The 25,525-nt window shown below is 64.6% G+C and carries 20 protein-coding genes; 8 read left to right on the top strand and 12 right to left on the bottom strand.

From position 1 onward, the window contains the following. Window positions 1-33: 33 nt before the first annotated feature. The 3 genes from narH to narI are packed head-to-tail and all read left to right on the top strand — an operon-like array spanning window position 34 to window position 3,036. Window positions 34-1,650, top strand: coding sequence for a nitrate reductase subunit beta (gene narH / locus B8W67_RS16055; RefSeq protein WP_069393657.1), 1,617 nt, complete (start codon window positions 34-36; stop codon window positions 1,648-1,650). Then, a complete protein-coding gene (narJ, locus tag B8W67_RS16050) occupies window positions 1,647-2,294 on the top strand; it encodes a nitrate reductase molybdenum cofactor assembly chaperone (RefSeq protein ID WP_069393658.1) in 648 nt (215 codons plus the stop codon). The genes narH and narJ overlap by 4 nt, the downstream gene beginning before the upstream one ends. A 1-nt stretch (window position 2,295) precedes the next feature. Beyond that, entirely contained in the window at window positions 2,296-3,036 is a 741-nt protein-coding gene (narI, locus tag B8W67_RS16045; RefSeq protein WP_234794000.1) for a respiratory nitrate reductase subunit gamma, read from the top strand. A 4-nt stretch (window positions 3,037-3,040) separates the two neighbouring features. On the opposite strand, the gene modA is transcribed toward narI, so the two are convergent. From modA to B8W67_RS16030, 3 genes are all read right to left on the bottom strand, one after another. After that, complete coding sequence (gene modA, locus B8W67_RS16040) at window positions 3,041-3,769, bottom strand: molybdate ABC transporter substrate-binding protein (protein ID WP_234806795.1); 729 nt, start codon at window positions 3,767-3,769, stop codon at window positions 3,041-3,043. 38 nt (window positions 3,770-3,807) lie between these two features. Further along, window positions 3,808-4,836, bottom strand: coding sequence for a phosphogluconate dehydrogenase (NAD(+)-dependent, decarboxylating) (gene gnd, locus B8W67_RS16035; protein ID WP_069393660.1), 1,029 nt, complete (start codon window positions 4,834-4,836; stop codon window positions 3,808-3,810). 61 nt (window positions 4,837-4,897) lie between these two features. Beyond that, window positions 4,898-6,277, bottom strand: coding sequence for a glucose-6-phosphate dehydrogenase (locus tag B8W67_RS16030; RefSeq protein ID WP_234794001.1), 1,380 nt, complete (start codon window positions 6,275-6,277; stop codon window positions 4,898-4,900). Between the two features lie 231 nt (window positions 6,278-6,508). On the opposite strand from B8W67_RS16030, the gene typA reads away from it, so the two are divergent. Then, window positions 6,509-8,407 (top strand): translational GTPase TypA, encoded by a 1,899-nt coding sequence (typA, locus tag B8W67_RS16025; protein ID WP_069393678.1) that lies wholly within the window; start codon window positions 6,509-6,511, stop codon window positions 8,405-8,407. Window positions 8,408-8,808: 401 nt separating this feature from the next. Then, window positions 8,809-9,909: an NAD(P)-dependent alcohol dehydrogenase gene (locus B8W67_RS16020; RefSeq protein ID WP_085304980.1), complete on the top strand. Its 1,101-nt coding sequence runs from the start codon at window positions 8,809-8,811 to the stop codon at window positions 9,907-9,909. Between the two features lie 230 nt (window positions 9,910-10,139). Here the strand turns inward: B8W67_RS16020 and B8W67_RS16015 are convergent, their stop codons facing one another. Both B8W67_RS16015 and B8W67_RS16010 read right to left on the bottom strand, forming a co-directional pair. Further along, window positions 10,140-11,180: an AraC family transcriptional regulator gene (locus B8W67_RS16015; protein ID WP_069393663.1), complete on the bottom strand. Its 1,041-nt coding sequence runs from the start codon at window positions 11,178-11,180 to the stop codon at window positions 10,140-10,142. Between the two features lie 258 nt (window positions 11,181-11,438). Continuing rightward, window positions 11,439-12,074 carry a TetR family transcriptional regulator gene (locus B8W67_RS16010; protein WP_069393664.1) on the bottom strand — a complete coding sequence of 212 codons (636 nt, stop codon included), beginning with the start codon at window positions 12,072-12,074 and terminating at the stop codon, window positions 11,439-11,441. Window positions 12,075-12,154: 80 nt separating this feature from the next. Here B8W67_RS16010 and B8W67_RS16005 point away from each other — a divergent pair, with 80 nt between their 5' ends. Beyond that, window positions 12,155-13,117 (top strand): aldo/keto reductase, encoded by a 963-nt coding sequence (locus B8W67_RS16005; RefSeq protein ID WP_069393665.1) that lies wholly within the window; start codon window positions 12,155-12,157, stop codon window positions 13,115-13,117. Between the two features lie 57 nt (window positions 13,118-13,174). On the opposite strand, the gene B8W67_RS16000 is transcribed toward B8W67_RS16005, so the two are convergent. The 7 genes from B8W67_RS16000 to B8W67_RS15970 form a co-directional block, all read right to left on the bottom strand. Beyond that, window positions 13,175-14,701, bottom strand: coding sequence for an acyl-CoA synthetase (locus B8W67_RS16000; RefSeq protein ID WP_069393679.1), 1,527 nt, complete (start codon window positions 14,699-14,701; stop codon window positions 13,175-13,177). Window positions 14,702-14,764: 63 nt separating this feature from the next. After that, the gene (locus B8W67_RS15995) at window positions 14,765-16,882 is read right to left on the bottom strand and encodes an enoyl-CoA hydratase-related protein (protein ID WP_084229042.1); all 2,118 of its coding nucleotides are present in this window, start codon (window positions 16,880-16,882) and stop codon (window positions 14,765-14,767) included. Between the two features lie 33 nt (window positions 16,883-16,915). Continuing rightward, the gene (locus B8W67_RS15990) at window positions 16,916-18,136 is read right to left on the bottom strand and encodes an acetyl-CoA C-acetyltransferase (RefSeq protein ID WP_069393667.1); all 1,221 of its coding nucleotides are present in this window, start codon (window positions 18,134-18,136) and stop codon (window positions 16,916-16,918) included. Beyond that, on the bottom strand, window positions 18,133-19,368 hold the full coding sequence (locus B8W67_RS15985; RefSeq protein ID WP_084229043.1) for a CaiB/BaiF CoA transferase family protein: 1,236 nt from the start codon (window positions 19,366-19,368) through the stop codon (window positions 18,133-18,135). Before B8W67_RS15985 ends, B8W67_RS15990 begins: the two co-directional genes overlap by 4 nt. Then, entirely contained in the window at window positions 19,365-20,552 is a 1,188-nt protein-coding gene (locus tag B8W67_RS15980; RefSeq protein ID WP_069393669.1) for an acyl-CoA dehydrogenase family protein, read from the bottom strand. Before B8W67_RS15980 ends, B8W67_RS15985 begins: the two co-directional genes overlap by 4 nt. Beyond that, entirely contained in the window at window positions 20,549-21,547 is a 999-nt protein-coding gene (locus B8W67_RS15975) for a phosphotransferase family protein (protein ID WP_069393680.1), read from the bottom strand. The genes B8W67_RS15980 and B8W67_RS15975 overlap by 4 nt, the downstream gene beginning before the upstream one ends. An 80-nt stretch (window positions 21,548-21,627) precedes the next feature. Continuing rightward, on the bottom strand, window positions 21,628-22,734 hold the full coding sequence (locus B8W67_RS15970) for a TIGR03617 family F420-dependent LLM class oxidoreductase (protein ID WP_264033566.1): 1,107 nt from the start codon (window positions 22,732-22,734) through the stop codon (window positions 21,628-21,630). A 425-nt stretch (window positions 22,735-23,159) separates the two neighbouring features. Between B8W67_RS15970 and B8W67_RS15965 the strand changes: the two genes are divergently transcribed. Together B8W67_RS15965 and B8W67_RS15960 are read left to right on the top strand one after the other, a co-directional pair. Then, on the top strand, window positions 23,160-24,356 hold the full coding sequence (locus tag B8W67_RS15965; protein WP_069393671.1) for a helix-turn-helix transcriptional regulator: 1,197 nt from the start codon (window positions 23,160-23,162) through the stop codon (window positions 24,354-24,356). A gap of 97 nt (window positions 24,357-24,453) precedes the next feature. Further along, entirely contained in the window at window positions 24,454-25,383 is a 930-nt protein-coding gene (locus B8W67_RS15960) for a LuxR C-terminal-related transcriptional regulator (protein WP_131814696.1), read from the top strand. Window positions 25,384-25,525: the final 142 nt, after the last annotated feature.

Below are 25,525 nucleotides of genomic sequence, written 5' to 3'. Positions count from 1 at the left end.
GCGCAAGCTCGACACACTCAGCGAGGTGCGCCGATGAAGGTCATGGCCCAGATGGCGATGGTGATGAACCTCGACAAATGTATTGGCTGCCACACCTGTTCGGTGACATGCAAGCAGGCGTGGACCAACCGCGAGGGCACCGAATACGTCTGGTTCAACAACGTCGAGACCCGACCCGGCGTGGGGTACCCGCGCACCTACGAGGACCAGGAGAAGTGGCGCGGCGGTTGGACACTGGACAAGAAGGGCCGACTGCGCCTGCGTGACGGCGGACGGCTGAGCAAGTTGGCGCGGATCTTCGCCAACCCCCGCCTTCCCGGGATCGAGGACTACTACGAGCCCTGGACCTACGACTACGAGAACCTGACCTCCGCACCGCTGAGTGACACCTTCCCGGTCGCCGCGCCGCGCAGCCAGATCAGCGGCGAGCCGATGAAGAAGATCGAGTGGGGTCCCAACTGGGATGACAACCTCGCCGGATCCTCGGAGATCCTCGCCGACGACCCGATCCTGAAGAAGGTCAGCGACGGGGTGAAGTCTCAGCTCGAAGAGACGTTCATGTTCTACCTGCCGCGCATCTGCGAGCACTGCCTCAACCCGTCGTGTGTGGCGTCGTGCCCGTCGGGGGCGATGTACAAACGCGAAGAAGACGGCATCGTGCTCGTCGACCAGGACAAGTGCCGCGGCTGGCGAATGTGTGTGTCGGGATGCCCTTACAAGAAGGTGTATTTCAACCACAAGACCGGCAAAGCCGAGAAGTGCACGTTCTGCTACCCGCGCATCGAAGTGGGGCTGCCGACGATCTGCAGCGAGACCTGCGTAGGCCGGTTGCGCTACATCGGGTTGATCCTCTACGACGCCGACCGGGTGCTCGAAGCCGCGTCGGTCGAAGACGACAAGCACCTCTACGAGGCCCAGTGCGGGGTGTTCTTGGACCCCAACGACCCGCAGGTGATCGCCGGGGCACGCGCGGAGGGCATCTCCGAGGAATGGATCGACGCCGCGCAGCGCTCCCCGATCTACGCGCTGATCAACACCTACAAGGTGGCACTTCCGCTGCACCCGGAGTACCGGACGATGCCGATGGTCTGGTACGTGCCGCCGCTGTCGCCGGTGGTCGACGCCGTCAGCCGTGACGGCCACGACGGGGAGGACCTCGGCAACCTGTTCGGCGCCCTTGACGCGCTGCGCATCCCGATGGAATACCTCGCCGAATTGTTCTCCGCCGGCGACACCGCCGTCATCGAGAACGTGCTGCGCCGACTGGCGGCGATGCGTTCCTACATGCGTGACATCAACCTCGGGCGCGAAACCCAGCCTTACATCCCGGCGTCGGTCGGGATGACCGAAGAGCAGATGTACCAGATGTACCGGCTGCTGGCGATCGCGAAATACGATGAGCGTTACGTCATTCCGACCGCCTACCAGGCACAGGCCCACGACCTGGAACACCTGGGCTGCTCGCTGGACACCGACGGCGGCCCGGGCATGTACGAATCGGGGGGTTCGGGCTCGGTGGTCTCCGCGGAGAGCTTCCACCTTCTCAAGGACCGCGACGAACGCGGCGACGGCACCGGCCGGGTCGACCTGCTCACCTGGAACGGCGACGGCATCCCGCCGGGAATGTTCCCGAAGGGGGACTCGTCATGAGGCTGCTCACCCGCACCAAACGCACGCGGCTACAGGACCGGGCGGTCTGGCAGGCCGCGTCGCTGTTGCTGGCCTACCCCGACGAACAGCACAGCCGGCGCCTCGACACCGTGGCCGGTCTGCTGGAGCACCTCGACGGCAAGCCGGCGGAGTTGTTGGGCCGCACCCTGACCGCACTGCGAAAGACCGATCCGCTGACTGCGGCCACCGCGTACGTCGACACCTTCGACATGCGCCGCCGCGCCACGATGTACCTGACGTACTGGACCGCCGGAGACACCCGCAACCGGGGGATGGCGATGCTGGCGTTCTCCAGCGCGTACCGCCGCGCCGGGGTGGAACCGCCCCGCAACGAGGGCCCCGACTACCTGCCGGTCGTGTTGGAGTTCGCCGCCACCGTCGACGCCGAGTCCGGGCGGCGACTGCTGGTGGCCAACCGGGTCCCCATCGATGTGCTCGCCACCGCGCTGGCCGCGGCCGACTCGCCGTACGCCCACACCATCGCCGCGGTGGCCGAGACCCTGCCCGCGGTCAGCGACCAGCAGGTGAAGCGGGCACGTGAGCTGGTGGAGACCGGACCGCCGACCGAGTCGGTGGGTCTGCAACCGTACTCGTTGACCGGTCCGCCCCGCGAGGAAGGCTGATGTGGCTACCTTGAGTTTGGCCCAGATCTACTGGGACGTCGCCCCGTACGTCGCTCTGGCCATCGCGATCGTCGCCAGCTGGTGGCGCTACCGCCACGACCAGTTCGGCTGGACCTCACGGTCCTCACAGCTCTACGAGTCGCGGCTGCTGCAGATCGGCAGCCCGATGTTCCACTTCGGCAGCCTGGTGGTGATCATGGGTCACGTCATCGGGCTGATGGTGCCCGAATGGGTGACCGAGAAATTCGGGCTCTCCGATCACATGTACCACATCCAGGCGCTGGTGCTGGGGTTGCCGGCCGGGATCGCCACACTGGTGGGGATCGGGCTGTTGATCTACCGCCGGTGGACCTATCTCCCGGTTCGCAAGGCCACCACCCGCAGCGACAAGCTGATGTATCTGGTGCTGGTGTGCGCCCTGATCGCGGGGATGGCCTGCACCCTGATGGGCACCACCCGCTACGGCGAGGTGCACGACTACCGCCAGAACGTCTCGGTGTGGTTCCGGTCGATATTCGAGTTCGACCCGCGCGGGGACCTGATGATCCAGGCGCCGTTGTATTTCCAGGTGCACGTGACCATCGCGCTGCTGCTGATCGCGATGTGGCCGTTCACCCGGCTGGTGCACGCGTTCAGCGCGCCGGTGGCCTACCTGTTCCGGCCCTACATCGTCTACCGCAGCCGCGTACCCGCACCGGACGGCAAGGTGCGCGGTGCCGCACCGCCGCCGCGCGGCTGGTAGTACCTCAAGGGCGGCCGAACCCGGCGGCAGCGAGCGTTTTCCGGCCCTCCTGACCGGTCACCGCATCGACGAAGGCGCGGGCCAGCTCCGGTTTTTTGGCGCCGCGCAACGTGGCGATCGGGTAGGTGTTGACCGCCTCGACGGCCTCGGGAAACTTCACCGTGGTGACCTTGTCGCCGGCGGCGATCGCATCGGTGATGTTGACCAGCCCGGCGTCGGCCTGACCGGTGGTCACCTTGTTCACCACGTCCTCGACGTCGGGCTCCTCACTGACCGGGTTCAACCGGATCCCGGTGGCCTCCTCGACCTGCCGGATGGCCACCCCGCACGGCATCGGCGGGGGACTGGTCACCACCGCCAGGCCGGGTTTGGTCAGATCGGCGAACGAGCCGACCTGGTGCGGATTGCCCGGTGCGGTGATGATCACCAACGTGTTGGTCGCGAAATCGACCGGGCCGTCCTCAACGAGCCCGCCATCGACGACCTTGTCCATCTGTGCGGAGTCGGCGGAGGCGAACACGTCGGCGGCCGCCCCCTGGGTGATCTGGGTCGCCAGATCCGCCGCGCTGGCGAAGTCGAAATCCACCTTGGTGCCGCGATGTTCGGTTTCGAAGCGATCCGCGATCTCGGTGAACGTCGGGCGCAGCGACGCGGCGGCGTAGACCACCACGGTCTGCGCCCCGGCGCCCGGAGCGCACCCGGTCGAGCCGGCCAGCACCGTCGCCGCGAGCACGCCCGCCGCCGCGCACCGACTCTGCCGGGCAAGCGATCTCACAGTCCGGCTGCCGGCTTCTCGTCGTGTCCGCCGAACTGCTTGCGCATCGCCGAGAGCGCCTTGTCGGCGAACTCGTCGAGCTGACGGGAGGCGAACCGCGAGCCCAGCGCGGCGGTGATCACCGGGGCCGGTACGCCCTCCTCGATCGCGGCGATCGCGGTCCAGCGTCCCTCCCCGGAGTCGGAGACCCGCCCGGCGAACGCGTCGAGATCGGGAGACTCGACCAGCGCGGCCGCGGTGAGATCGACCAGCCAGGAGCCGATCACGCTGCCGCGGCGCCACACCTCGGCGATCGCCGGCAGATCCAGGTCGTAGCGGTAGAACTCAGGGTCGGTCATCGGGGCGGTCTCGGCGTCGCCACTGGCTTCGCGGGTGGCGCCGATGTTGGCCCGGTGCAAGATGTTCAGGCCCTCGGCGATCGCGGCCATCATCCCGTACTCGATGCCGTTGTGCACCATCTTGACGAAGTGGCCGGCCCCGGTGGGACCGCAGTGCAGATAGCCGTGCTCGGCAGGGGAGGGGTCCCCGTCGCGGCCCGGGGTGCGTTCGGCGGCCTGCACACCGGGAGCGAGGGCGGCGAAGATCGGCTCGACGGTGGCGAACGCCTCGTCGTCCCCGCCGACCATCAGGCTGTATCCGCGGTCGAGTCCCCACACCCCGCCGCTGGTGCCGCAGTCGAGCAGGTGGATGCCGCGTTCGCGCAGCTGCTCGGCGTGGTGGATGTCGTCGCGGTAGTAGGAGTTGCCGCCGTCGATGACGATGTCACCGGCGTCGAGTGTGGCGGCCAACTCCTCGATGACCGAGTCGGTGACCGACCCGGCGGGAACCATCACCCAGACCGCCCGCGGCGCAGCCAGTTTCGCCTTGAGGTCGCCGACGGAATCCGCGCCGAGCGCCCCTTCCGCGGCGAGGTCGTGCACCGCGTCGACGTTGCGGTCATAGACCACGCAGTCGTGCCCGGCGCGCATCACCCGGCGCACCAGGTTGGCGCCCATCCGGCCCAGGCCGATCATTCCCAACTGCATCCTGTCCTCCTTCGTCGGCCCACAGCGGGGCCGTTCGGTCATCGGGCCGTGTGTCCGGTGTCTACAGCCACGGCTGTTGCCAGCCGAGCCGGCCGTGCAGCAGATCGTCGGCCGCGCCCGGCCCCCACGAGCCCCGCGGATAGCGGTGCACCGGCGGGGGAGCGTCGAGTAGCGGCTGCACGATCCGCCAGGTCTCCTCCACCGCGTCCTGGCGGGCGAACAGCCCCCGGTCCCCGGTGAGCGCGTTGTGCAAAAGCCGCTCGTAAGGCCGTAGCGGCTCGCCGAGTTGCTCGGCGAACAGCGTGTCCAACGACACCGGGCGCAGGTTGTCGCCGGCCAGCGCGGAGATCTGCACTCGCAGACCCGGATCGGGGTCGATGCGCAGCACGATCTGGTTGGGTGCCACCCGGGTGGGGTGCGGCAGAAACGCCAGCCGGGGGGTGCGGCGCAACACCAGCCGCACCTCGGTGACCCGCTCGGGCAGCGCCTTGCCGGCGCGCAGGAAGATCGGCACCCCCGCCCAGCGCCAGTTGTCGATCTCCAGGCGCAGCGCGGTGAACGTCTCGGTCTGCGACCCCTCGGCCACGCCGGGAACGTCGGTGTAGCCCTCGTACTGCCCGCGCACATAGTGCGCGACGTCGATCGGGGGGATGGCGCGAAACACCTCGACCTTCTTGTCGCGGAGCTCGTCGCCGTCGGCGTTGGTGGGGGGTTCCATCGCCACCAGTGCCAACACCTGCAGCAGGTGGTTTTGCACCACGTCGCGCAGCGCCCCGACCGCGTCGTAGAAACTGCCGCGGTCCTCGACCCCGAAATCCTCGGCCATGGTGATCTGCACCGAGGACACCGAGCGCCGGTCCCAGATCTCGGCGAGCGCGAGGTTGGCGAACCGCAGATACTCCAGCTCGATCACCGGCTCTTTGCCCAGGAAGTGATCGACCCGCAGAATCTGCTCCTCGGCGAGCACCCGGTGCAGCCGGGTGTTGAGCTCGCGCGCCGACGCCAGGTCGTGGCCGAACGGCTTCTCCACCGCCACCCGCGCCTGATCCACCAGCCCGGCCTTGCCGAGATGCTCCACGATCGGGCCGAACAGCGACGGCGGCATCTCCAGGTAGAACAGCGGCCGGCGCGCCCGGCCCATCTGCTGGGCCAACTGGTGGTACAGCGCGTCGTCGGTGACGTCGCCGGACAGATACGACAACCGGTCGGCGAGACGGCCGAACACCGCGTCGTCGAGGTCTTCGCCGGTCGCGGTGATCGCCTCGCGGGCCCGCGACACCAATTCGGCGGTGCTGATGTCGTCGGAGGCGACCCCGAGGATGGGGCAGTCCAGCAGCTTGCGGCGCTCCAGCCGGTACAGCGCCCGGAAGGTCATCTTGCGGGCCAGATCCCCGGTGATCCCGAAGATCACCAGCAGATCCGCCGAGGCGGTCGTGGTCACCGAAACGGTGCACTCCATTCCCAGCGGAACCGCGGCGCGCCGCTGTCGGTTGAGTCGTTGGTGCCCGGTTACTCCCTAATCTGCCAGGTGGCGGCCCGGTCACGCCAGGGTGGTGCGGCGGTACCAGCCAACACACAGGGAGACGGTTCGGGCAGGTCGACCGGTGAGAACTGCGTCACCGTGGGTGCTCTCGGTTTCGCGATCACCGGTCCGCGCTGGCAGAATCGCCCGGTGCAGTTCCGCAACGTCGCCATCGTCGCCCACGTCGACCACGGCAAAACCACCCTGGTCGACGCCATGCTGCGACAGTCCGGCGCGCTGGTCGAACGCGGTGAGGCCACCGAACGGGTGATGGACTCCGGGGACCTGGAGCGGGAAAAGGGCATCACGATCCTCGCCAAGAACACCGCGGTGCACCGCCATCACGCCGACGGCACGGTCACCGTCATCAACGTCATCGACACCCCCGGCCACGCCGACTTCGGCGGCGAGGTGGAGCGCGGCCTGGCGATGGTCGACGGGGTGGTGCTGTTGGTCGACTCCTCCGAGGGGCCGCTGCCGCAGACCCGGTTCGTGCTGCGCAAGGCACTGGCTGCGCACCTGCCGGTGATCCTGGTGGTCAACAAGACCGACCGCGCCGACGCCCGCATCGCCGAGGTGGTCGAGGCCAGCCACGACCTGCTGCTCGATGTGGCCGCCGACCTCGACGACGCCGCGCAGGAGGCCGCCGAGCACGCCCTGGGCCTGCCGACGCTGTACGCCTCGGGACGCGCCGGGGTGGCCAGCACCACCGCCCCGCAGAACGGGCAGATCCCCGACGCCGACAATCCCGACGCCAACCTCGACCCGCTCTTCGAGGTGCTGCTCGAGCACGTGCCCGCCCCCACCGGTGACCCCGAGGCGCCGCTGCAGGCGCTGGTCACCAACCTCGACGCCTCCAGCTTTCTGGGCCGGTTGGCGCTGATCCGCATCGCCAACGGGCGCATCCGCAAGGGCCAGCAGGTGGCCTGGCTGCGCGAGGTCGACGGTGAACCGGTGGTCACCAGCGCCAAGATCACCGAACTGCTGGTCACCGAGGGTGTGGAGCGCACCTCCACCGACGAGGCCGTCGCCGGCGACATCGTCGCGGTCGCCGGGATCCCCGAGATCATGATCGGCGACACCCTGGCCGATCCGGCCGCCCCGCACCCGCTGCCGCGGATCACCGTCGACGAGCCGGCGATCTCGGTGACGATCGGCACCAACACCTCCCCGCTGGCCGGGCGGGTCTCCGGACACAAACTCACCGCCCGCATGGTGCGCAACCGGCTCGACGCCGAACTGGTCGGCAACGTCTCGGTGCGGGTGGTCGACATCGGTCGCCCGGACGCTTGGGAGGTGCAGGGCCGCGGTGAGCTGGCGCTGGCGGTGCTCGTCGAGCAGATGCGCCGGGAGGGTTTCGAACTGACCGTCGGCAAACCGCAGGTGGTCACCCGCACCATCGACGGCAAATTGCACGAGCCGTTTGAGCACCTCACCGTGGACTGCCCGGAGGAGTTCGTCGGCTCCATCACCCAGCTGGCCGCCGCCCGCAAGGGCCGCATGCTGGAGATGGTCAACCACACCACCGGCTGGGTGCGCATGGAGTTCTCCATCCCCAGCCGCGGGCTGATCGGCTGGCGCACCGACTTCCTCACCGAGACCCGCGGCACCGGCATCGCCAACGCGGTCTTCGACGGCTACTACCCGTGGGCCGGGGAGATCCGCGCCCGCCACAGCGGGTCGCTGGTCAGCGACCGGGCCGGGTCGATCACCCCGTTCGCGTTGATCCAGCTCGCCGACCGCGGCCAGTTCTTCGTCGAACCCGGCCAGGACACCTACGAGGGCATGGTCGTCGGGATCAACCCGCGCGCCGAGGACCTCGACATCAATGTCACCAAAGAGAAGAAGCTGACCAACATGCGGTCCTCGACCGCCGACGTCATGGAGACACTCGCCAAGCCGATCACCCTCGACCTGGAGCAGGCGATGGAGTTCTGCGCCGGCGACGAATGCGTCGAGGTCACCCCCGAGGTGGTGCGGGTGCGCAAGGTCGAGTTGGCGGCCACGGCGCGCGCCCGCGCCCGCTCACGCGCCAAGGCCCGGGGCTGAACGAATTCCCGATGACCTGAGGACGCGCCAAAACCAGGCCGTGGGACGCTGGCTGGCCGCCAAGCAGGGAGAAGAACGAGCCACTCAACTTGGTGCGAGGATTGGCTCCGGCGGCGAAACCGGGCGCCGTGACAAGCCGGCTCGCTCCGGCGCGCGGCGGAGTCGTTACCTTCCATGCGGCCGTCTGGAACAGTGCGGTCGCCGATCGCCTCGGTCGATCCGGGTACGGAAATGGTGAAACGTACCTACTCCTCGTCGTAACCGTAGACCCGCCCCCGCAACATTGGAGCATTTGGGTTTCTATCCCTTTCGTGGCGCTCACAACCATCCGTTATGGGGACGCATGGCCCGGACCGGTCGACAAGAATCGAAGGTCAGTAAAATCACAGAAGGGGCATGTCATGCAGATTCTCGCCGCCGTGACTGAGAGGACGGGCGCGCCATTCACGTTAACCGAAGTGGACCTCCAGGCTGCCGCGGCGGACGAAGTTGTGGTGCAGATCGCGGGAGCCGGAATCTGTCACACCGATATTGCCGTCAGTGAGGGCCACCTGCCGTTCCCGTTGCCAGGGGTTTTGGGTCACGAGGGCAGCGGGACGGTGCTCTCGGTCGGCGCAGACGTGACAACTGTGGCCCCAGGCGACCATGTGGCGATCAGCTTCAATAGCTGCGCGAAATGCCCGCGCTGCGCAAATGGCGAGCCCTCTTACTGCCACGAGTTCATGGAATACAATTTCAGCGGCCAACGGGCTGACGGCTCGTCGGGGCTCAGTGCAGGCGGTACTAGACTGGGCGCCAATTATTTCGGTCAGTCGTCGTTTGCCACGCACGCGATTGCGCGTGAGCGCAACGTAGTGAAGTTGCCGCCTGGGGTCCCCGTGGAACTGGCGGCACCCCTGGGATGCGGCATTCAAACCGGTGCCGGGTCGGTATTCAACTCGCTCGACGTTCAGCCCGGCTCAACGGTCGTCATCGCCGGTGCGGGCTCGGTCGGGCTCGCCGCGCTGCTGGCCGCCGTTGTCCGCCAGGCCGAATACATTGTGGTCATCGAACCTCTCCAGAGCAGGAGGACCTTGGCGCTCGACCTTGGTGCCACCCATGTGATCGATCCTGGCACAGGCGATCTCGTCACACAGATTCGAAATATTGCTCCCGGCGGCGTCGATTATGCGCTCGATACCACCGCGGTCGCTTCCGTCGCCGAACAACTCGCTGGGGCCCTTGGGGTACGCGGCATGCTGGGCCTGCTCGGTGTCCCCGCGGACCCGCAAGCGATCTTTTCGGTAGGGTTGTTCCAGGTTCCGTTGCTCGGACTGACCGTCCGGGGCATCGTCGAGGGCGACGCCGATCCCCAAACGTTCATCCCCTACCTGGTGGACCTTTATAGGGCGGGCAAATTTCCCTACGATAAGTTGATCACCACGATGCCTTTCAGTGAGATCAACGAGGCGATCGTCGCCCAACGACGCGGCGACGTGGTGAAAGTTGTGCTTACCCCCTGAGCGTTCGGGATAGGACGCTATGACGTTGGCGAGCTGGCCATCTCGCCTCTGGCGGAGTCACAAGGAACCGCTGGTGGTTCAGCCGGGTGCCGGAGGGCGCCGGTGGACTGACCGCATGCTGGTTACGATGGCAGAGACTTCGATGTGCCACGCGGTCCGACGTCCTGGCCACTTGCGTTCTCGGCGTCGGAGTTCCATTCGCGGCCTTGGATGGTTATAACCCGGCGCGGCTAACCGTCGTCGGCTGCCGACGGCCGGAATTTGTCGGCAAGGCGTTCACGGTAGGACGAGGGGCTGTGTCCCGTCCACTGTTTGAATGCCCGCGTGAACGCCCGGGTTTCGCCGTAGCCGACCAGCTCCCCGATCTGTTGCACCGGCATCGAGCTGCCGAGGAGCCGTTGGACGGCGAGGTCTCGTCGGATGCTGGCCGTGATCTCCCTATACGAGGTTGACTCGTCGCGGAGCCTTCGCCGCAGCGTAGGCTCCGCCATGTTCATTTGGTGTGCCACCGAGCTGAGGGGAGGGAAGACGAGCGGCAGTTCCCGGGCGCCCAGCAGTGTTGTTCTGACTCGCCGTGCGACGCTGAACTCGTCGATGGGCGACGACATGAAGCCGAGTGGAGCCGCGGCGAGGAGCCGTTTGAGTTCAGCTCGGGTGCGGACAATCGGCTGTTGCAAAAAGGCGCGTTCGAAGACAATCGATGTCGCCGCGCTGTCAAAGTGCTGGGGGCACGGGAAGATGTATTGCAGTTCGTCCGCGTACTCGTTCGGCCTCGGGTAGTTGAACGTCGCCGCCACCAGCGGCGGTAGCGCCCCGGCCAGCCACCCCACGAGCCGGTACCAGATCGTCGCCCAGAATTCGATGAAGTAGTGGTTGGGGTCGAGCTCCGTGCACGCGAATTCGATGCGCATGCTGAGGCGATTCTCATCGCCGTCGAGTGTCATCGCCATCGAATCGTTGACAAGGTGATAGAACAGCGTCCCCTTGCGGAGTGCCGATTCAAGCGAAGGCTCATTGATGATCCCGTAGGCCATCAGGGCGAACGTCCCGGGTCGTGCCGGCCGTCCGAGGAAACCCATGAACTCGTCGTCGAGGGAGTACCACATCAACTGAACGAGACGGGCAAGCAAAACGACGTCGCCGCGCCAGGCCGGGTCGTAGACCTGCTTGCTGTCGAGGCCGATCTCCGCCAGCAGCATGTCCGGGTCTATTCCATGACGCTCGGCACTTCTAATAGTCTCTTGGAAGTAATACGCGCATGACGTCGCCATGGTTCCGCAAGTTTCCTTCAGCTGTGGTCGGGATGAGCGACCGTCTCGTGGCCCAGTCGCTGTGCTCATCGCCGTTGGTGGGTCTTTGTCCACTGTAGGGCGAAATCGCCTCGAGTGGTCTGGGCCGTGGGCAGAATGCAGCCGGTTGGTGGCCTAGAAGGCTCGCCGGCCTCACGATATCCGGGCCTTTCGCAGGAAGTTGAAAGGTAGTCGTTGATCGGTTTCGTGCCCAGTCGGCCGGCACTGTGAAGGCCGGCCTCAGGCGTCTGCGCGCCCGGGGATGACGACCTGTTGTTCGACCGCGTCGAATGCGATGTCGATGAGCTGGCGAAGGTTTCGTTTCCCGTCTGACCGAGCCCACTCGTCGAGCGCGATATCGAGGCAGGCGAGCGCGCTGTAAACGAGCGCCTCCGCGGCGAGGCGCGGGTCGTCGGGGCCGACGAGCCGCGCCTGGATGAGCGGGGTGAGCAGGCTTGCCCAGGCTGCGTGCTTCTCATGGCTTCGTGCACGCAACGAGGCGCTGCTCGACGCCACCCGCGTTACGCGGAGAGCGGTCTCATGCTCCGCGTCCGCGATGTCGGCGATGACGTGGACGGCAGCGCGCAACGCCGCCCACGCGGACTCGTCGGCTGGACGGCCGGCGAGCGTTGATCGAATCGATTCGCCGATGGGAACCAGGTCGCCGAAGACGACATCTTCTTTTGTCGCGAAATAGCGGAAGAACGTGCGCGCCGAGATACCTGCGACCGCAGCGATGTTGGCGACCGTCGTCGCATCGAACCCGTAATCGTCGAAGAGTTGAAGTGCGCGGTCGGCGATTTCAGTGCGGACGGCGGCGCGGGTCCAATCGCGGAGCCGAGGCGGCTGGATCTGCGACTCTGGCGGCTTCACCATAAGCCCGACGTTACACCGAACGCCGTTGTTGACAGTCTCTGTCATCATTGACATGATCTGACTGACATGGAGGTCAATGCATGCGTGAACGAATACTGGGCCGGCAAGGATTGACTTCATCAGCGATCGGATACGGCTCAATGGGGGTATCGGTCGCCTATGGCCCCGCCGACGAGCAGGGCGGAATCGAAGCGATCCGTCGTGCCTACGACCTCGGTGTCACTCATTTCGACACGGCCGAGATGTATGGGTGGGGCGACAACGAACGGATCGTCGGCCGAGCGGTCAAGGGCTTCCGTGATGACGTGATCCTCGCGACGAAGTTCGGGTTCACCGCCCCCGACCTCGGCGTCGACAGCCGCCCCGCGCATATCCGCGAGGTGCTCGACAACAGCCTGCGCAATCTCGGCGTCGACTGCATCGACATCTTCTACCAGCACCGTGTGGACCCAAACGTTCCGATCGAAGATGTCGCAGCAGTCATCAAGGAGGCCATAGAGGCCGGCAAGGTCAAGTATTTTGGCTTGAGCGAGGCGGGCGAGAAGACGATCCGGCGTGCCCACGCGGTGCAACCGGTGTCGGTGTTGCAGACGGAATATTCTCTGTTCGAGCGCGGCGTGGAGCGCTTGTTTCCGACGTTGCGCGAACTTGGGATTGGGTTCGTTGCTTATTCGCCCCTCGGCCGGGGTTTCATCACGGCAAGTGTCAAAGAGGCCGCCGACTACGCCGATGACGATATGCGTCGATTCGATCCGAGGTGGCAACCCGGCAACTTCGAGAAGAACCGTGAGGTGACCGCTCGACTGGGCGAATTCGCGGACTCGCTTGGGGTGACCCTTCCGCAGGTGGCCCTGGCATGGCTGCTTGCGCAGGGCGACGACATCGTGCCGATTCCGGGAAGCCGACGCAAGAATCGCGTTGAAGAGAACGTCGGCGCGGTTAATCTCGTTTTGTCGTCGGGGGACTTGGATCGTATCGCGGAGATCGTTCCCGGCGCTGTCGGCGCGCGGTACGTGGATTCCATGCTGCCCCAGTGGGACTGAGCCTCGGGCGCTGGATCTGAACCGGAACGCCGGTTGACCTCGAAACTCCGACACTGACTATTTGAGTGGCCCGCGCTTTAGTCGCAGTTCCCGTTTGAGCACCTTCCCTGTCGGAGTGTGCGGGAGCGAATCGACGAATTCGATGGAACGGGGTGCCTTATAGCTGGCGATGCGCGCCTTGACGTGGTCGCGCAGTTGGCCAACGTCTGGACGGGTGTTCTCGTGCAACACGACCACGGCGTGAACCCGTTCTCCCCATTGGTCATCGGGTAGGCCGATCACCGCACATTCGCGCACAGCAGGATGTGACCCGAGCGCGTTCTCCACTTCAACGGAGTAAACATTCTCACCGCCGGTGACGATCATGTCCTTGATCCGATCGGCGATATAGACGTAACCCTCGTCGTCCATGTACCCGAGGTCTCCTGTACGCATCCATCCGTCGACGATGGCGGTAGTCGTCTCTTCGCAGAGGTTCCAGTAGCCCTGCATTGTGTGCCCGCCACGTACTCGGACTTCACCGATCACGCCGCGCGGAACCTCAGCTCCAGTTGTATCGGTGATGCACACCTCGGTGTGTGGGATCGCTCGGCCCGCCGACCGGAGACGGCCCTGTCGATGGTCGGACGGTCGCAGAAGGGTCGCCAGGCCCGCCAGCTCGGTCATCCCGTACGCCTGGGTAAACCCGGCCGCCGGGAATATCTTTGTTGCCCGCGAGAGGAGACCCTCGGTGATGGGTGAGGCGCCATACAGGATGTCTTCGATGCTGCTAACGTCCCGTGTCCGTATCGACGGATGATCAACGATGGCCTGGATCATGGTGGGGACAAGCGTCGTGCCGGTAACCCGATGTTGCTCAACAGCGTCCAGTACCGCCTCGACGTCAAAGGTGGGTAAGACGATGTGAGTTCCGCCGACGATCGCTTGAACGTTCCCGCCGGTGATGTCGGCGAGGTGGAACATGGGCGCGGCATGCAGGTAGCGACCGCCCGCGCGGAACAGACCGCAGGCCGCGCCCCCGAGGCTGGACGTGACAAGATTCGCGTGACTGAGCATGACGCCCCGGGGAAACCCGGTCGTTCCACCGGTATAAAACAGGCCGGCGAGTGAGTCCTGTCCGCGGCGCACATCGTCAACCGGGGCGTGCTCGGCGATCAGCTGCTCATAACTGAGCATGCCTGGAGGAGTCGGATTCTCACCGCAGTGGATCACAGACGTGAGGTCCGGGTACGCCTCTCGCAGAGAGGGGACCAGCGGAGCGAATTTATCATCGACGACGAGGGTCCTGCTTTGACAATCCGCTAGCGAGAATGCGATCTCGGCTGGGCCCCACCGCGTATTGACGGGATTGAGAACGGCGTCTGCCCACGGTACCGCGAGTAGGAGTTCGCAATAGTTGTCGGAGTTGAGGGCCAGGATGGCTACGCGATCGTCGGGTTCGACCCCGATGTGGCGCAGCGCTCCGGCGAACCGGCCGATCCGATCGGCGACTACGCGAAATGTACGGACGCGATCACCGAATATGGTCATCGGAGTATCCGGCGTTTGCTGAAGCGAGCGGTGGAACCCCTGGGTCAGGTACATCGATTGCTCTTTCTCCCACGATGCGGCCACCCCCGGAAAGGGGTTTTCCGCCGCTGCCGCGCCTCACCCACGAACAAGGTGTCGGCCTGCTCGTTCGATAAGTGACGCAGGCGGAGTGAAGCGGTCTCCGTGAGCCTCGGCAAGCAGGCCACATCGCTGCACGAATCCGGGCAAACCCCCGTCGTATTGGTCGGCAAACCGAAGGCAGCCGCCGGTCCAGGACGGGAACCCCACGCCGAACACTGACGCGACATTCGCTTCGGCGTCGCTGCGCGCCACAAGCTCTTCCCGTGCTTGCAGCGCCGCGAGTGCCTGGCGGACGAGGAGACGATCCTGAAGCTCGGGCAGGTGAGGTATTTCGCGGCCGGTGCCGAAAGCCTGCGCCAAGCCAGCCCACAGTCCGGTCCGCCTGTCCTGCTCGTACTCGTAGAACCCACGGCCTCCGGCTCGTCCTGTCCGGTGGAACTCGGCGTTCATTCGACCGAGCGTGGTGGCGATCACGGTTGGGCTGGTGGATGTGAAGTCGGTCATCTCACCGTCGATGCGGGCGAGGACAGAAAATGACAAGTGGTCGGCCAGGGCGAGCGGCCCGATTAGATACCCGGCATGCTGGGCTGCTCGCTCGATGGATGGCGCCGGGGTTCCACCAGCGAGCATCGTCAATGCCTCATCGAGGTACGCGTGCAGAATCCTGGTGGTGAAAAAACCTGGCCGATCACCCATCACCACCGATCTCTTGCCGAGTTGGCCACCGAAGTCGATCGCCTTCGCCAGCGCTTCCGCCGACGTGCGATCCGACTCGATGGCCTCCAGCAGGGTCATGCGATCCACCGGGGTGAAGAAGTGCATCCCGACCATGTTTTCCGGCTCGGGGACAACATCCGCGAGTTCGCTTATCGGCAGCGCCGACGAGTTCGACAGAATCAAAGTGCCGGATTGAAGCCGGGAGCATGCGGAGGCGAGCTGACGGCGCCGTTCCTTCGCGTCATCGAAAACCGACTCGATGACGACGTCGACCGCGGGCCCGCAGTTGTCGATGTCACAGGCACGGACCTGCCCGGAGCCCTGGCTGAGCTGCGCCCTCACCGTAGCGGCTACCGAGTCGGCCGCGCCGAAATCGGCTGCCGTGATCGTGGTATCGATTCCCACTTCGGCGCAAGCGTGCGCAATCTCCGCCGCCACCGAGTTGGAACCGATCACCAGCGCCAATCGCGCGCGAAAAGGCTGCAGATCGGCGGGGCGGCGTGTCGCGCGACGGATCTCGCGTGGCTCGAAGAATGTCACAGCGATGATGTTCGACGACGCGGGGCTCGCGATGAGCGCCGCACAGTGCCGTGACTCGATGGTTTGAGCGGTGGCGAAGTCTACTCGAGCGCCTTCAACCACGGTCGCCAGGATTGCCTCCGCCGCGGCGTCCGAGGCGCCGCGGGTTCTGGCCATCAGTCGTGCCGGCAGCATCGTCAGGAGCCGGGTTGTGCGCGGCTCGCCCGGAGCTCCGCCCGGAATGCGGGCGCCTGGCTCATCCCACGGCTGTTTCGGCTCGGGGTGGGCCGCGATCCAGCGGGCAGCTGCGACGATGAGTTCGTCGGGCTCGTCGACGACCTCGTCGACCAATCCGACCGCCAGCGCCTCGTTCGGCGTGAAGCGGGTTCCGGGCAGCAGTATCTCCTCTAGTGCCTTCTGCATTCCGAACATTCGGACCGTCCGGACGGTGCCGCCAGCACCGGGGAGCACACCGAGTTTGGACTCGGGTAGACCGACAAGGGCGGTCGGATCGTCGACGGCGACCCGATAATGGCAGGCCAGAGCCAGCTCATATCCACCGCCTAGCGCGGCGCCGTTGAGGGCGGCTACCACCGGGCGGCCCAGAGTCTCCAGCCGGCGCAGGTGAACCTTCAACGTGTCGAGCATCGCAGCGACTTGCGCGATCGCATCGGGACCCAGGCCCGCGAACTCGCTTAGGTCGGCACCCGCAAAGAACGTGGACTTTCCGGAGGTGAGGATGACCCCGGTAACGGTGTCACGCTCGGCCTCGAGGCGGTCGAGCACCGCTGAAAAGTCGTTTCTGAAGCGGTCATTCACGGTGTTCGCGGTATTGTCGGCGTCATTCATGGTCAAGACGACGACACCATCGGCGGTCAGGTTCCAATCGAACATGGGGTGGGTGGATACTGTGGTCATCGGAGTCTCCCTTGACGTCAGGAATGAGGCGATCTAAACGCGTTCGATGAGGGTGGCGACGCCCATGCCCGCCCCGATGCACAAGGTGACGACTGCGCGGTGTGCGTCGCGACGTTCGAGTTCGTCGACGATGGTTCCGACCAGCATTGCGCCAGTCGCGCCGAGGGGGTGTCCCATGGCGATCGCGCCACCATTGACGTTGACTTTGTTTTCCGGCAGATCGAGATCTTTGATGTATTTGAGGACGACGGCTGCGAAGGCTTCGTTGATCTCGAAGAGGTCGATTTGGTCGGCACGCAGTCCAGCCTTTGCGAGCAGTTTCTGTGTGGCCGGGGTGGGCCCGGTGAGCATGATGGTGGGGTCGGCACCGGACGTCGCCGTGGCGGAGATGCGGGCGCGGGGGGTCAGACCACACCGTGTTCCTGCGTCTTTGTTACCGATCACGACGAGCGATGCGCCGTCGACGATGCCCGACGAGTTGCCGGCATGGTGGACGTGATCGATGCGATCGACCCAGTGGTAGCGGCTCAAGGCCACCGCGTCGAAGCCGTCGGCGCCGAGTCTGGCGAACGCGGGTTCGAGCTTAGCTAGCGATCCGAGTGTGGCTTCGGGACGCAGGTGTTCGTCGCGGTCTAGTAACGTGAAGCCGTGCTCGTCTTTGACCGGGACGACGGATTTTGCGAAGTACCCACCTGACCACGCGGCAGCCGCGAGTCGTTGGGAGCGAATCGCATAGGCGTCGACGGATTCGCGGTCGAAGCCTTCGATCGTTGCGATGAGGTCGGCGCCGATCCCCTGCGGAACGTAGCCGGTTGCGATGCTGGTGGCGGGATCTTCGAACCACGCGCCGCCATCAGACCCCATCGCGACTCGGGACATGGATTCCACGCCGCCGGCGAGGACCAACGACTCCGAGCCGGATTGAACCTTCTGCGCGGCGATGTTGACCGCCTCGAGACCGGACCCACAGAACCTATTGACCTGCAAGCCTCCGACGGTGACCGGCAGGCCCGCGGCCAAGGCAGCAATGCGAGGCAGTACGGACCCCTGTTCGTCTCGCGGCGAGACAATGCCGAGAACGATGTCCTCGATCGCTTCCGGAGCGAGGTCGGGGTGCCGGTTCCGCAGTTCACTGATTAGGCCCACCACCAGTGAGATGGGTTTGGCTATATGCAGGGATCCGCTGGGCCGACCCTTTCCACGTGGTGTTCGGATGGCATCGAAGATGTAGGCAGTGTTCGAGTCATCGATCATGGGTGCTCCTGAGTCTGAGTGCTCGCCATCGAATTGCCACGCCAGTCCCGCAGACGGCTGGCTGGCCAGTTGTCGGATTGCGCGAGAGCGCGCAAAATCTCGTCGTTGTGTTGCCCTGGCGCTGGTTGGCGTAGTGGAAGCGGTGCCGGCGTGCGATCAAACTTTGGTGCCGGTGCGGGTTGCGCGACGCCATCGACCGCCACGAACGTTGATCGTGAGGCGTTATGGGCATCTGTCACGGCTTCGTCGATGGTGAGCACCGGCGACACGCACGCGTCGGTTGCTTCGAACGTGGTGATCCATTCGGTGAGGGTCCGACCGGCGATGATCGTGCGAACCCGCTCGATCATGGCGGGCCACTGCTCGGGGCTGGTGTGGCTGGTCTGCCAGTCTCCCTCTTCGGTCACGCCGAGTCCCCGAAGAAAGGCGCTGTAGAACGGTGGCTCAATTGCACCGACGCTCAGATACCGGTTGTCCGCGGTCCGGTAGACGTTATAGAAGTGTGCCCCGCCGTCGAGCATGTTTGCACCGCGACGGTCGACCCAGCGGTCAGCGGCGCGCCAAGCGTGCAGCATCGTGGTCAGCAGGGCGGCGCCGTCGGTCATGGCCGCGTCGACGACCTGTCCGGTCCCGGTCCTACCGGCGTGATGGAGTGCCGCGAGGATCCCGTAAGCCAGCAGCATGCCTCCGCCGCCGAAATCGCCGATGATGTTCAGTGGGATGGCCGGCGGTCCGTTGCCGGGTCCGATCGCGTCGAGCACACCGACGCGAGATATGTAGTTGATGTCATGTCCGGCGTGTGATGCCAAGGGCCCCGACTGTCCCCATCCGGTCATCCTGGCGTAGACCAGGCGGGCGTTGAGTGCGTGGCACTCCTGCGGCCCGAGGCCGAGTCGCTCGGTGACTCCGGGTCGGTAGCCCTCGACCAGAACGTCAGCCGCGACGATCAATTTCCTCGCAACATCAAGATCCGAAGCGTCTTTCAGGTCAAGCTCCAAAGAGCGCCGGTTTCGGTTGAGCAAGTCCAGGTGCGGCGGGACGGGATTGCCGGCATGGCCGCCAGGGCGGTCGATGCGAATCACGTCAGCGCCGAGGTCGCCGAGCATCATCGCGGCGAACGGCGCAGGACCGATGCCGGCGAATTCGATGACCTTCACTCCGGTCAGGGGGCCGACGTTGCCCCCGTCGGAGCCACTGTCAGCATTCGCGCGCTGCCCACCCACGCTGGTCATGCCTTGGCGCTGTTGCGCCGCATAATGTCCCGAGCGATCGCATGCTTGTGGACCTCGGTTGGACCGTCGTACAGGCGGAAGGCGCGGATGTCGCGGAAGATCATTCCGATCGGCGTCTCATCGGATATCCCGATCCCACCGAGGACCTGCACACAACGGTCGGCGACCTTGAACAGCTCCTCGGATACCAGAGCCTTCACCATGGAACTTTCGTGGCGCCCCTTCTCGCCCTGATCGAGTCGCCAGCACGCCCACCAGATCGCAAGGCGGCATTGCTGCAGGGCGATTTCGTTGTCGGCAAGCATGAACGAGACTCCCTGATGTTCGCCGATGGGCTTGCCGAAAGCGGTTCGGGTACGCGCGTGCTCGACTGCGATCGACTGAGCACGCTCGGCGGCCCCCAACCAGCGCATGCAGTGCGTGAGCCGGGCCGGAGCGAGGCGAAGTTGCGCGTAACGCAGGGCATTCCCGACTTCGCCAAGGACAGCGGAAGCCGGCAGAGTCAGCTGGTCGAACGTGACGACGCCGTGGCCCTCTACATAGTTGCGGTCCATCGTCGACATGATCCGATCGATGACGATCCCCGGTGTGTTGCCGTCGCAGACGAACAGGGTGGGACCACCCGGACCTGTGGGGCTCTCCGGGACGTCGGCCATGATGATCCACGTTCTGGCGTTGGTGGCGCCGGTAATCAGCCATTTACGTCCGTTGATCGTGTATTGACTGCCATCGAACGTCGCCGTCGTCGTCAGCTGCCGCGGGTCGGATCCGGCGCCGTCCGGCTCGGTCATCGCGAACACCGACCGCTGGTGACCGTCGATAACCGGCTTCAGATAGCGCTCAGATTGCTCGTCGTCAGCGATCTTGGTCAGTAGATACATGTTGCCCTCGTCAGGGGCGGCGCAGTTCAGCGCCACCGGACCCAAGGTGGACCAGCCCGCAGCCTCGTAGAGCACCGCTTGGTCGCAGTGGGAAGGCTCGCGCCCACCGTAACGACGCGTGGCCTGGAAGCTGAGCAGTCCTCGTTTACGGGCCAGCGCGACGAGTTCGTCGCGCAGTTCATCGGTGGGGCCGTGTTGGGTGAGTCGGGGATCCGCCTCGTACGGGATGATTTCATCGATGACGAATGCGCGGATCTCGTCGCTCAGCGCTACCACGTCGGCGGGGATGGTGAAGTCGATCATTGCTCTCCGTTCATAAGGTCGGCGGCGCGCTCGAACAGTTGCAAGGTGGCGGCGTGGAGTTCATCGCCTGTTCGTCGCGGGGCGAGGCCTGCTGTCGCTCGAGCAAAGGTTCCCTCGAGTAGAATTCCAAGTTTGAAACAGGCCAAGACGGTGTACCAGGTCATGGCGCTGAGATCCCGGCTGCTGCGTCGGCCATATCGAGCGGTAAGGTCGGCTGCGCTGGGCAGCGGCGCGGAATCCATCAGCGGTCCGCCGAACACGCTTGGGGCCTGGGGGAGTCGCCAGGTCGCCAACAGCCATCCGAGATCGAGCAGTGGGTCACCGATGGTTGCCATCTCCCAGTCAACGATGGCAGCTACATCGGGTGAGGATCGGTCGAACATCACGTTCGCGGCGTGGAAGTCACCATGCATGATCCCTGCGGGCTGCTGTGCGGGACGGTTTCGTACGAGCCAGTCAGCAACCAGATCGATGTTGGGAATCTCTGGCCCGTGGTAGCCGTCGAATCCGCTGTAGGATTCTAGCTCGGCGAGCCACCGCGGCACTTGCCGCTCAAGGAACCCATCGGGCTTCCCGAAATCATTGAGGCCGACTGCGCGGTGGTCGATTTCACCGAGCTTCGCGAGTGCATCGATGATATTGAAGGCCATTCGTTCGCGAATGTCGGGATCATTTGCGTGTTGTGGGGGCAACTCGACACTGGGGTTGAAACCGTCGATGGGCTCCATGAGATAGAAGACGGCCCCGCCCAGCGGTGTGGGGTCGGCGCACACCGCGATCAGTTGCGGATGTGGTACGTCACTGGTCTTGAGCGCGTCCAGTACTCGAGTTTCACGCAAGATCGCCTTGTTGCTTTGTGGCCGAAGATGCCGGGGGCCCCGTCGAAGTACATATGGACGTCCGTCGCGAACAAACGTCACCATGACGTTCTGTGTTCCGCCGCCCAGTGCGGCGACTTCAGTCAGCGGGCCCCCGCCGAGTCCTTGGCCGGACATCCAATTCGCCACGGCGGCGATCTCGTCCGGCTGGATCGGACTCCGCGCTCGCGAATCGTCGAGACCTGGTACCGACGTCGTCACGGTACGGGCTCCGTGGCCGACACCGCCAGCGTATCGCGTCCGGTGATGAGTGCGCGGGCGGCTGAGTCGTCTGCCGATTTGACGGTGCGCGCCAGGTCGGCCAGTGTGGCGAGATCGGCGTCATCGTGCACGGCTATCGAAAACTCGATGTCGGTTACGACTCCCGAGAACCGGTTGATGATCCGGTCGCCAATTTCGTCGTAGGTTCCGATGACGACAAACGCGTCGAGAGTTTCGTCATCGATTAACGCGGGAAGCTCCTCCCAGCGCTGAGCTTTGGACAGCGCGTGTGCCTCAGTTGCCAGATCGCTCAGATTCAGATGTTCAAAGGCTGCGGCGTATCCCGGGGTCGAAGCGTAGAAGGCGATGCGTGCTCTGGCGTCGCGGACTTTGTCGACGAGCTCTTCCTCGGTGCGAGCCGACGCGACGAGCGGCTTCATGCACACGCGGAACGAGTCGAGGCTTCGGCCCGCTCGCTGTGCCCCGCGGCGAACCGCCGGCAACATCACGTCCTCGATGTAGGAGGGCGTACACACCGGATGAGGTCGGATCCCGTCAGCGACTTCACCGGCGACCGCACACATGCCCTTGTTCACGGACGCGAGATGAACTGGTATATCGGGGTTATCGATCGGGCCCGCGTCGAAGAGAGGCACCATTAGCGAGAGCTTGTAATGCTCGCCCGAGAACTGCAGCGGGGTACCGTGCTGCCAGCAATCCCAGATCGCCCGCACGGCCTGGACATATTCCCTCATCCAAGGCCCGGGCGGGTGCCAGAGCATCCCATAGCGTCGTTGGATGTGTCCGCGGACCTGAGTTCCCAGCCCAAGGGTGAAGCGACCCTGCGAAAGCTTTTGCAGCGTCCACGCGTTGAGCGCCATTACCGTCGGGCTACGGGGAAAAGCGATGGTCACCCCTGTGGTCAGGTGCAGTCGCTGCGTGCGTCCCGCTGCGAGGGTTAATACCGTGAACGGGTCGTCCTTGGTCTCTTCGACGACGAGCCCGTTGTAGCCGAGGTCCTCTAAGAGTGAGGCACTTTCGGCCACTGAAAAAATGTCAAGTGGGGTCGCGGGCGTTCTTAGTCCCGGATCGACTTTGCCCAAGGGCAACAACGTCTCAAGTCGCAAACGTCTCTCCTCGCATTGTGCGTCGTCAACCGAAGCTACGTTGGGAGTTGAGCGGCCGACAGGTCTGAATCGGGCGGATTAGTTCATCGAATCGATCTCGCTTGCGGGGATCAGGAATCGTAAGCGCTCGATGTTCAGAAACGCGCCACGCCGGAGCCGGCGTCCGTGTCACGACCGAACGGCGGACGCTGGCGAACGGCGGACACTGGGGGTCCCGAACCGCCGAAGTGCCTGTGGTCGCCCTCGGCAAGCGTGCGAGTCAGGTGATCAGGCGCGCGCCCCGGACGTTGCACCGAACTGCTTGCGTGATCGTGGCGTTGGTCACATACTGGGCGGGACTGCTGCGTCGTCGAGGAGGTACCTGAGCGTTCAGGCCCGACGAACCTGAGGAGGCCTGCGTAGTGACCGTCAAAAATGCCCCGAGTTCCGAGATCGCTGGATGCCTGGAGGAAGCGCGTGACATCCTGCGCGGGGCTATCACCTTTGTTGGCGACGACGTAATTCGCAACGGCAGCGCAGATTGGGACGTAGTCGCAGCGGATCAAATGCTGACCCTGATTCGTACCGCGTTGGTTGGCCGCCTCGACCTCATGGAGCAACAGTCTGAATCGCAGAATTACCTGAAAATATCGGCGTTGCTCATGCGGGCCATGCAACTCCAATTAGCGCTTAAGGATGCGCTCCTCGCGCGCCGGGATCAGCAGATCAACGCCGCTCACGAAGCGATTCGCGGACTGCGTGAGTTGCGCTCGCTGGCGGCGTTGGCGGAGGGCGCTCCCCAGCAAGCTTATAAGATTGGCTTCACAAGAGTATTGTTTTCACGCCTCGAAGGCGGGGTATGGCATGCGCGGTCGGCGTTTGCCGGCGAAGATCGCAACTTAGCGGCGACGATGGTCGCGGCGGGAAAATCGAACCCCCGACGACTCACCAACGTGTTGCCCGAACATGAAATGGTGCGACGCGGGACGCCCATTCTTGTCCGCGACGCCGCAGCCAATCCGCGCGTGTATCCTGAACTCAACGAAGTGACCAGAAGCGCTGGCTATGTTGCGGCGCCGGTATTCAGTTGGGGTCAGGCGGTGGGGCTTCTGCACGCTGACCATCACACCGGGATCCAAGGCGTATGTGAATTCGACCGCGGGATCCTTGGCGCCTTCGCTGAAGGACTGGGAATCACACTGGAGCGCAATGCGATGCTCGAACGGCTACGGTCAATGCGAGAGGCGGCCGGCGCGTACCTGAGCACCGCGAATGCGCTGGCCGACGACTTCACGATTGATGTCATGGATCTGGCCGGAGTCGGCACTCCGACTGTCGAGAGAATGGTCGAAAGGCCGTTACTGCAAGCAGACGGCCCGCGAGGTGGGCAAGACCCGCTCGCTGAGCTGACCAGCCGTGAGCGAGAGGTGCTCCGGGCCCTCGCCACCGGCAGAACAAATGCACAAATTGGGGCAAGCTTGTTCGTCACGGAAGGAACGGTCAAATCTCACGTCAAGCGAATTTTGCGAAAGATCGGTGCAAGCAACCGTACTGAGGCCGTAGCAAAATTCCATCGTGCACGGCTGGGCACCGGCGATCCCAGCGGCGTGGCGCCATAGTTCGGTGGTCTGTGATTTTGGGTTTGCCCCCAGGGTGCCGGATAACTACCACTGTTGGGAGATGCGCGGTACGTTGTTAGCTCGCTAGTGTGTACCCGTGGCAAATATTCCGGACGAGGCGGTGCCCGGGGAGCCGATCGCTCCGACGGGGAACACAGATGCTGCTCCCGGTGCCCTTGCTCGACTACGAGCCGTTCGGAACAACTCGCAATTGGCTGATCGCATACCGGCTGAATTGCGCCGTGAGGGGTTCCAGCGGATTCTTTTCTCGACCGTTCAAGATAACAGTTGGCGAATTCGATCGGCATACGTTGGTGACGATGCGATCCTAGCCGATGCCTTGGTGCGCATCAGCCAGGAGCGACCGCGCCAACTCGGTGAGCCACTGCCGGAATGGTCCATGCTACGAAATCGTAGGCCAATTCTTATTCATGACGCACAGAAAGACCCGCGTGTCCACGCCGAACTTGCTGCGGCAGTCAAATCGACTGCATATGTCGCGGCGCCGGTGTATGTGTGGGACGAACCGTTTGCACTGCTGCATGCCGATTTTGCTGAAAGATGCGGTGGTGTCGACTCGACTGACCGCGACCGACTTGGGTTTCTTGCGGAAGGTATTGGGACTATTTTTGAACGAAACCTGACGTTGGAGCGCCTGCGCATCATGCGGGCGCTCATCGACGAGCACACTCGCGAGATCGCGCTGCTTGCCGAAACTTTCGACTCAAATATTCCGGGGGATTTCGCTGCGATCGCTGAATTGGGCGATGGCGATGACGGCCGGAGCGTGGGGGAGCGAAGGCAATATCGAGACTCGGATCTACACGCCAAATTGACCCAACGTGAGCGCCAGGTGCTCGGCCTGCTGACTGTCGGCAACACCAACGCTCAAATCGCCTCGCAATTGTTCATTTCGCCGAACACGGTGAAGTCCCACATCCGCGACATCATGCGGAAGCTTCAGGCCGCCAACCGCACTGATGCCGCCCTAAAAGGCCGCAGGTTGGCGCTGCCGTTGACTCCGTGATCCCGCAGAACGTGTAGAGCTCGTCGGACAGCAAGAATTTCCACGTGGACCGCTGCTTGATTTCCGGCTCTACGCCACCAACCTGGGTCTGCGGGTTCTGATCCGTGATGGTTGTTGATTGTGGAGTATCCGGCCGTGGTTG

The sequence above is a fragment of the Mycolicibacillus koreensis genome (assembly GCF_002104795.1).
Taxonomy (GTDB): Bacteria; Actinomycetota; Actinomycetes; order Mycobacteriales; family Mycobacteriaceae; genus Mycobacterium; species Mycobacterium koreense.
This window is presented reverse-complemented; position numbering and strand designations above follow the sequence as displayed.

Excerpts from the sequence above, each read along its gene's own strand:
- B8W67_RS16020 (WP_085304980.1), top strand. The coding sequence starts at position 8,809 with ATGCAGATTCTCGCCGCCGTGACTGAGAGGACGGGCGCGCCATTCACG.
- narJ (WP_069393658.1), top strand. The coding sequence starts at position 1,647 with ATGAGGCTGCTCACCCGCACCAAACGCACGCGGCTACAGGACCGGGCG.
- B8W67_RS15990 (WP_069393667.1), bottom strand. The coding sequence starts at position 18,136 with ATGATCGATGACTCGAACACTGCCTACATCTTCGATGCCATCCGAACA.
- narH (WP_069393657.1), top strand. The coding sequence starts at position 34 with ATGAAGGTCATGGCCCAGATGGCGATGGTGATGAACCTCGACAAATGT.
- gnd (WP_069393660.1), bottom strand. The coding sequence starts at position 4,836 with ATGCAGTTGGGAATGATCGGCCTGGGCCGGATGGGCGCCAACCTGGTG.
- B8W67_RS15995 (WP_084229042.1), bottom strand. The coding sequence starts at position 16,882 with ATGACCACAGTATCCACCCACCCCATGTTCGATTGGAACCTGACCGCC.
- B8W67_RS16005 (WP_069393665.1), top strand. The coding sequence starts at position 12,155 with ATGCGTGAACGAATACTGGGCCGGCAAGGATTGACTTCATCAGCGATC.
- B8W67_RS16000 (WP_069393679.1), bottom strand. The coding sequence starts at position 14,701 with ATGTACCTGACCCAGGGGTTCCACCGCTCGCTTCAGCAAACGCCGGAT.
- B8W67_RS15985 (WP_084229043.1), bottom strand. The coding sequence starts at position 19,368 with ATGACCAGCGTGGGTGGGCAGCGCGCGAATGCTGACAGTGGCTCCGAC.
- B8W67_RS16015 (WP_069393663.1), bottom strand. The coding sequence starts at position 11,180 with ATGGCGACGTCATGCGCGTATTACTTCCAAGAGACTATTAGAAGTGCC.
- B8W67_RS15975 (WP_069393680.1), bottom strand. The coding sequence starts at position 21,547 with ATGTCCGGCCAAGGACTCGGCGGGGGCCCGCTGACTGAAGTCGCCGCA.
- B8W67_RS16010 (WP_069393664.1), bottom strand. The coding sequence starts at position 12,074 with ATGGTGAAGCCGCCAGAGTCGCAGATCCAGCCGCCTCGGCTCCGCGAT.
- B8W67_RS15980 (WP_069393669.1), bottom strand. The coding sequence starts at position 20,552 with ATGATCGACTTCACCATCCCCGCCGACGTGGTAGCGCTGAGCGACGAG.